General features: G+C 63.4%; 7 protein-coding genes. 2 read left to right on the top strand and 5 right to left on the bottom strand.

The window, feature by feature from the left end:
- The 3 genes from EOA60_RS12260 to EOA60_RS39865 all read right to left on the bottom strand — a co-directional run.
- Positions 1–4,170: strawberry notch family protein (locus tag EOA60_RS12260; protein ID WP_128311403.1), on the bottom strand; the 4,170-nt coding region annotated here is incomplete at its 3' end.
- Positions 4,171–4,280: 110 nt separating this feature from the next.
- On the bottom strand, positions 4,281–4,502 hold the full coding sequence (locus EOA60_RS12265) for a hypothetical protein (protein ID WP_127335994.1): 222 nt from the start codon (positions 4,500–4,502) through the stop codon (positions 4,281–4,283).
- Positions 4,503–4,595: 93 nt separating this feature from the next.
- Complete coding sequence (locus EOA60_RS39865; protein ID WP_348627481.1) at positions 4,596–5,045, bottom strand: hypothetical protein; 450 nt, start codon at positions 5,043–5,045, stop codon at positions 4,596–4,598.
- Between the two features lie 246 nt (positions 5,046–5,291).
- On the opposite strand from EOA60_RS39865, the gene EOA60_RS12280 reads away from it, so the two are divergent.
- On the top strand, positions 5,292–5,762 hold the full coding sequence (locus tag EOA60_RS12280; protein ID WP_281060740.1) for a MucR family transcriptional regulator: 471 nt from the start codon (positions 5,292–5,294) through the stop codon (positions 5,760–5,762).
- A 38-nt stretch (positions 5,763–5,800) separates the two neighbouring features.
- On the top strand, positions 5,801–6,025 hold the full coding sequence (locus EOA60_RS12285) for a hypothetical protein (RefSeq protein ID WP_127335993.1): 225 nt from the start codon (positions 5,801–5,803) through the stop codon (positions 6,023–6,025).
- A 26-nt stretch (positions 6,026–6,051) separates the two neighbouring features.
- Here EOA60_RS12285 and EOA60_RS12290 read toward each other — a convergent pair whose 3' ends face one another.
- Together EOA60_RS12290 and EOA60_RS12295 are read right to left on the bottom strand one after the other, a co-directional pair.
- Complete coding sequence (locus EOA60_RS12290) at positions 6,052–6,681, bottom strand: DUF1419 domain-containing protein (RefSeq protein ID WP_127335992.1); 630 nt, start codon at positions 6,679–6,681, stop codon at positions 6,052–6,054.
- Positions 6,682–6,754: 73 nt separating this feature from the next.
- Positions 6,755–7,159 (bottom strand): hypothetical protein, encoded by a 405-nt coding sequence (locus EOA60_RS12295; RefSeq protein WP_245479300.1) that lies wholly within the window; start codon positions 7,157–7,159, stop codon positions 6,755–6,757.
- Positions 7,160–7,302 lie beyond the last annotated feature (143 nt).

Here is a 7,302-nt window from a genome sequence, read left to right on the forward strand (position 1 = left end):
GGTCGCGACCAGCGTCGGCGGGATGTGACGGCAGATGATGCGTTCTCCGGCATCGGTCTGGATCCGGTAGACCTGGCAATCATGGTCCGGCAGCCGCCGCCAGATCGGCAGCAACAGGCCGGTGACGATGTGGAAGGTGCTGGTCGTGAATTCCGGAACGGCGGCGACTTCTGCCTGCCACAACTCGCAGAACAGCCTTCGGTCGGCGGGCTGCCAATGAGTTTCGGCAAGGGCATCGAGACCGAAGCGCAGCTCGTCGGTCGGCCGCAGCAGGCGCACCCGGTGCTCTATCGTGCCGTCGTCGAGCATCAGACTTGCCGTCGGCAGCTGGATCGCCGCGCGGCTTGACCGCGCGTTGATCAGCAGAACCGACTGCAGTTCCGCGCGTGCGATCGCCAGTGCTTCGGACAGGCCGAGCGGGCGGATGCGATCCTTGCGTGCCACGGTCAGCACATGAGACTGAGCACCGGAAACCGGATGCGTGTAGACTGCGCGGCGATCGGTTACGATGATGCTTTCCGCCGTGATCGTCTCCAGCCCCTTGTCATAATTGCCCGCGGCGATGGCGCCTTCTATTCTTGCCGTGATCAGCTGCTCGAACACTTCGAACAGCAGGTTCTGGGTTTCGATGCGCAGCGCCAGCAGCCGGTTGAGCCATGTCGTGATCGGCGGCAGCTCGTCGCGCAACCCACCCTCGTCCGTGGTGAGAGACAGCCCGGTGACCGCCTCGAAGGTCGTCAGCGAGCAGCCCTCGATCTTGCCCTGGTGCAGCAGATAATAGAACTGACGTAGCGCCGCACGGGCGTAGGGGCTTTCGAGATTGTCCTCGGATCGGAACAGCCCTGCCCCGCCGGTCTGGCGCTGGCCGCGGGTGATCGCACCCAGTGTGTCCAGCCGTCGGGCAATGGTCGACAGGAAACGTTTGCCGGCCTTCACATTGGCGGCCATCGGTCGGAACAGTGGCGGCTGCGCCTGGTTGGTCCTGTGCGTCCGGCCGAGTCCCTGGATGGCGTTGTCGGCGCGCCAGCCGGCTTCGAGCAGATAGTGCTTGCGCAGTCTCTGGTTTTTCGCCCCGAGATCGGCGTGGTAGGAGCGGCCGGTGCCGCCGGCGTCGGAAAAGACGAGCACGGCTTTGTCGTCATCCATGAACGCCTGGGCTTCGGCAAGGTTGACCGAACCCGGGCGGTTCTCGACGGCGAGCCGGTCGATGCCGTCGCGACCGGTCTTCCTGACGATGCGACGCGAGCGACCGGTAACCTCGGCGACGGTGTCGGTGCCGAAATGGTGGAGGATCTGGTCGAGCGCGCTGCCGACCGGCGGCAACGAGGCCAGCCTTTCGATCATCTCGTCGCGGCGGCGCGCAGCCTCGCGGCACTGGACCGGATTGCCTTCTGTGTCATGCACAGGGCGTGAATAGACGTTGCCATCTGCATCGGAATATTCCTCGAAGAGCTGGGTTGGGAAGGAATGCATCAGATACCCGAGCACATATTCGCGCGGGGTCACGTCGACGTGGAGGTCTGACCATTCCTCTGCCGGGATCTCGGCCAGCCGCCGTTCCATCAGCGCCTCGCCGGTCGAAACGATCTGCACGACCGCCGAATGACCGTCGGCGCGGTCCTGCTCGATCGCGCCGGTCAGGGTCGGCGTCATCATCGAGGTGATGAGATGGCTGAAGAAACGCTGCTTGGTGCTTTCGAAAGCCGAGCGCGCTGCCGCCTTGGCGCTACGGTTCAGCGTGCCGGTCTCGCTGGTGATATTGGCGGCCTCGAGCGCGGCGGTCAGGTTGTTGTGGATGACCTGGAAGGCATCCGCATAGGCGTTGTAGACGCGGATCTGCTCTTCTGTCAGTTCGTGCTCGAGCAGGTCGTATTCGACGCCGTCATAGGAGAGCGATCGCGACGTGTAGAGGCCGACCGATTTGAGATCGCGGGCGAGCACCTCCATGGCGGCGACGCCGCCATCCTCGATTGCCGCGACGAACTCGGCGCGATTGGCGAAGGGAAAATCCTCGCTGCCCCAAATCCCGAGGCGCTGGGCATAGGCCAGATTCTCGACGGCGGTTGCGCCGGTTGCCGAGACATAGATGACGCGCGCGTCGGGCAACGCGTGCTGCAAGCGGAGGCCAGCCTTGCCTTGCTGCGAGGGTGCGACGTCGCCGCGCTCGCTTTTTCCTCCGGCGGCGTTGGCCATAGCGTGGGCTTCGTCGAATACGATGACGCCATCAAAAGACTTACATGTTCCTGTCGCGCCTCCGGCCCTCCCCGCCTCTTGGCTCACCCAATCGATGATCTGCGCAATGCGAGACTTCTTGCCGTCGCGCTCCTGTGAGCGCAGCGTCGCATAGGTGGTGAAGAGGATGCCTTCGGCAAGCCGGATCGGCGTGCCCTGCCGATAGCGCGAGAGCGGCTGGACGAGAAGCCGTTCCTGCCCGAGGGCAGCCCAATCGCGCTGTGCGTCTTCCAGCAGCTTGTCGGACTTCGAGATCCAGATCGCGCGCCGACGGCCCTGCAGCCAGTTGTCGAGGATGATGCCGGCGACTTGTCTCCCCTTGCCGCAGCCGGTGCCGTCTCCCAGAAACCAGCCACGGCGAAAGCGAACAGCATTCTCTGCGCCGTCGGGAGCGGCCGACACGACGTCGCAGGTTTCATCCACCGTCCAGGCGTCGGCGAGATGGTCGGAATGGGCTTCGCCGGCATAAATGACGCTCTCGATCTGGGCGTCGGATAGCAGCCCTTCATCAATGATCGCATCAGGAAGGAGAGGCCGGTACGACGGTTTCGGCGGCGCGACCGCGGCCATCGCCGCCGACTGGACGAGCGGGGTCGGATGGGGTTTCGCACGCGGGATGTGAATCGACTGCAGCGCATAGCGCTCGTAGATCGTGTCAGTGAGGCGACCGCCCGCCTCGGGTATCCAGTCGCGCAGTTCATAGGAAAGAGGAACAGCTGATGTACTGGCCGAGGTGGTCGGACGGACTGGCTTCGCCCGGGCGACAGGAAGAACTGGCCGCGTGCTCTTCGCGACAGCAGCCGATGCTGCGATCGGCGCAGCTCTGGCTGCCGAGCGCGCGGCCATCTGCGCAGCGGCGTTGTGCAGGATGCTGTTCGACAGGGCGCCGATCGAATCCGGAAAGCCGCCCGGTGTGCGTGGCGGCAGGTCGGAAATCCAGGAGAGCAGTGTCTCGACATCGGTAGCCTTGCCGGGCGAGGCCGCGAATGCGGACGGATCGGACGCTGGCGTCTTGTCGATGATGGTCAGGCGGGTTTCCGCCGTCGTGCCGTGGCGGGCGTAGACGCGACCATCGATCGCTGCGGTGAAAACCACCCTGCCCTGCTGCTGGAGCCGCTCGAAGGCCGGCCGCCATTTGGGGTTTTCGGGCGAGAGCCCGGTGCCGGTTATGGCGACCAGGCGACCGCCGGCGCGCAGACGGGCAAAGGCCGAAGAGACATGCCGCCATGCCGCATCCGCGACATGTCCGTAGACATAGGCGCCCACAGTGAAGGGCGGGTTCATCAACACCGCGGATGGCTCGACGGCGGCGTCGAGATGATCGTCGATATGGGCGGCGTCATGCCGAGAAACCGGAACGCGCGGGAACAACAGGCCGAGCAGATCGGCGCGGGTCGCAGCAATCTCGTTGAGCGCGAGCGACGCCCGGGCAATCTCGGCATGGACGGCAAGAAGTGCGGTGCCGGCTGAAGGTTCGAGAACCAGATCCGAAGAGGATATCGCGGCAGCGTAAGCGGTAACGAAGGCGAGCGGCAGCGGCGTGGATAACTGCTGCATGGCCTGGCTCTCGTCGGAGCGCCGCGTGTGAGTGGGGAGGAGTTCGGCGATGCGTTGCATCATCGCCAGCGCCGCCTGCGGCGAGGCCGACCGCGACAGGATCGCCGAGCCGAAGCGGCGCAGAAACAGGACCTGAGCGACTTCCAGCGCCTCATAGGCATCCTTCCAGACCCAGAAGCCTTGCGCATCGGTGCCGCCGAAGCTGTCGGCCATGGTCGTGCGCAGCGCTGCGGTGGTGACGGGCTTGCCCTGTTCAAGGAAGGGAAGAAGCCGGGTGGCCGCCTGATGAATAGCCTGGGCGGTGTCGATGGTGCGGGTCGGCGGCGCGGCCGGGGGAGCGACCGCCCGGGCAACGGTCGATGTGGGGGTGACGATGTTCATGGAGATGTCCTTCGAGCGAGAGTGTCCGCCCTGCCGACGCGCTCTCTGAGCTCCGGCAAGGCCGCACTCCTCCCGGCCCCTCTCTCCCTCCAGCGGCGTGAGCTACTGGATCAGGACGGTTGGGGGCGCTCGGCTGCAGCCGCTTTGGCACTGGGAACGACGAAAACTTCGTCAGAGTTCGCCACAAACGCGATGAGGATGCGATCGCCGACCGCGACGCATTCATTGATCCAGTGGCGGTTGGGTATCGCGGTACTTTGCGGCGCGATCGGGCGGCACACAGGCGTCGGAGGGGTATCCTTGGTCTGCACGAAGCGATACCACAGGAACATGGGGAGACCGCCTGCGAGGTTTGCGGGGAGTGAGGGCCCCGCTGCTTTCGGGAGGCAGGCCGATGACGAAAGCTTCCCGCGGCCGGCGGATGCCTATTGCAACAAGTCGCTCCGCAAAAGCTGCTCGCAGCCGCTTGCAGCCATCCATCGCGCCCGCGTCAAGTGCGACGTCCAGGCCCGATGTGCACGGTCCGGCTCGCGACCGGGGTCGATTTTCAGGGTGACTCGTGCCACATGGCGCCAGTCGATACACTCGGCTTCCGCCATCAGCAGAATGGCGTAGGTCGGGAGGTGCGCTACGTCGTAGGCCGTGACCTCGGCCAGGTCGGGCGCCTCATTGTCGATCTTGCGTTCCGAGTTGGCAGGCCCACTGGACCAGGCTTCCCCTTCCAGCAGCGACGCACCGAAATAGCGGCCAATCGACACCAGATGCGCCACGATTTTATTACGCAGATGGTCGCGGCTGCCATAGCGAGCGTCGATTTCATCGAGCTTCTTGTACAGCCCCCTACGCTTGCCGCGCGGAAGATCGGCATCGCCCATAACGTAGGAATCCGGACCGACTGCACAGATGTCGCAGCCGTTGCGGCCACGTCCTGCACGAACGGCGGAATGTCCTTTTCTCTCATCCGCTTCATCAAGAACCTCTTCGCACTACGGTCCCTACCACATCATTCGCGACTTGCAACCATACCGTGCACCTGCACGCGACGAACCTCTGCATGGCCGAATTCAAACAGATCACCGGCGACCGACCGCGCTTAGTTGCACATCAAGAGATTGGAGGATATGAGCTTTCTGGAGGCTAGGAGAATGATGATGCCAGAAGAAACCAACAGTAATCTTCTTGAACTTACTGCGGATATCGTTTCAGCCTATGTCCAGAAGAACGCGGTACCGGCGTCCGGACTGCCAGACTTGATAGCGAGCGTGAATTCGGCATTGTCTAATATTGGACAGGCTACTCCAGCAGAAACACCTGCTCCAAAGCCGGCAGTCAATCCCAAAAGGTCCGTGTTCCCGGACTATATCATCAGCCTTGAAGACGGCCAGAAATACAAGTCGCTCAAGCGCCACTTGGCGACCAGGCACGGCATGACGCCCGACGAATACCGGGCGAAGTGGGGACTGGCGAAGGATTACCCTATGGTCGCCCCGAGCTATTCGGCTACCCGATCGGCGCTGGCGAAATCGCTGGGTTTGGGAAAGAAGCCCGAGGCGGCCAAGAAGCCTAATTCAAAACGCAAGGCGAAAGCCTGATCACCATAATCGGCAAAGCCATCGGGAGATTTTTCGGCGTGGCAGGCAATCACGGGGATCGTATCAGCGCTGCTGCACCCAATCGTGGCAGTCTGACGGTTTGGGATTTTGCTGACCCGGATGCGGCGGCAAAAGCCGCTCTCGATGTCTATGGACCTGATGCAGCCACCGCCGCAGCCCATTGCAGGTTGACGGCTCATTTTGATGGACGTGAACGCGACTTTCGCTTTTGGTTTGCAGTTTTCTCGCAGTTGAAGGGCTAGTTGGCTTGTTCGCCGGTCGCGGTGGCTTACGATGGTTCCGTATCGTGGCCCCCTTTTCTCCTCGAACGTGCGTCGACTGCCGGCATGCGGCTGTCGATCTCTTCGTCGGGTAGATCCTCCAGAAGCTTGAGGGTCGTGCCCTGCCCAACGGTGTAAACAAGGATGGTCCGCTTGCCATGATGCTCCGGTGGCCAGGCATCGGGGTCGGTCTCGCCGGCGATGCCTCTGAAGTCCGCATGTGTGGCGGACCAGATCGCCTCGATCTTTTCTTCCCGCGTCATGCTGTCCAATGCGCCCGTCTCATGGGCTATGATCGCTGCCCGCATGGCGTCGGGACTGCGTTTGTCGGAGAGATCGCAGAAGCCGTGGAACCAGCGTTCGCGGCCGCGAATCCTGATCGCGAAGAAGACGCTGGTGACATTGCCGGCTTTGTATTCGGACATGCCAAACATGCCGGTTCGCTGGAAGAGCGGCGGCAGAAGTCCGAGCATGAAGTGGTATTCGGTGGCCGAGATCTCGAACCATTCCGACGCATACGGCACGCCGGACAGGGGATCGACACCAGGCGTATCGCGGTGGCGATTGAAGAGCGCAAACATCTGCGAGCGGGTCGCGACGCCCTCGAACACCTTTCGGAACGGGGGTTGGGTGGACATGACATGTCTCCGGAATAGCCGAGCCTCCCGCCGCGCGGGGTGCTACGGCGAGAGAGGGTCGGCGGTGGGGGAATCATGGGGCTACTTCAGGCGGCGCGGCGACCGGCGGGCTGTGCTGCTTCGCGCCCGATACCGGTGAGGCGCGGACGGCGGCGGCGAGCGCCGGAACATCATCGAGCATGGCGAGCGCGACGAAGTGGTTGGTTCCGCCGGTATAATCCTTGCGGCCCGTGCAGGTGCGGATCAGGATCCCGTGGCCGGAGGACATGCCGAACTGGCCAACCTGGATGTATGCCCGGTCATGGTGCAGGGTAATTTCGCCGGAGACGGCGATACCCGCCTTGTTCGAACGCAGGTCATAGCTGCCCGGCGGCAGAGCAAGTTCGGCAGCGAGCTTCTTCAGCCGCGAGCGGGCCGTCGTGTGAAAACGTCTCTTCTGGTGCTCGTCATAGGAGCAACTTCTGGTCCAGTCGAACATGTCGATCTCCATGAATCGGAACAGGCCGGCGATCGTTCGCGCGATCCGGGCCGTCGATGGTGGGTCTATGCGGTGTTAAGTCAGGCGGCCGTGCGGTACTCGATGACGTCGGCGCCGCCTTCGTCGGCGGAGAACTGAAAAGG

The sequence above is a fragment of the Mesorhizobium sp. M1A.F.Ca.IN.020.06.1.1 genome (assembly GCF_004023265.1).
Classification (GTDB): Bacteria; Pseudomonadota; Alphaproteobacteria; order Rhizobiales; family Rhizobiaceae; genus Mesorhizobium.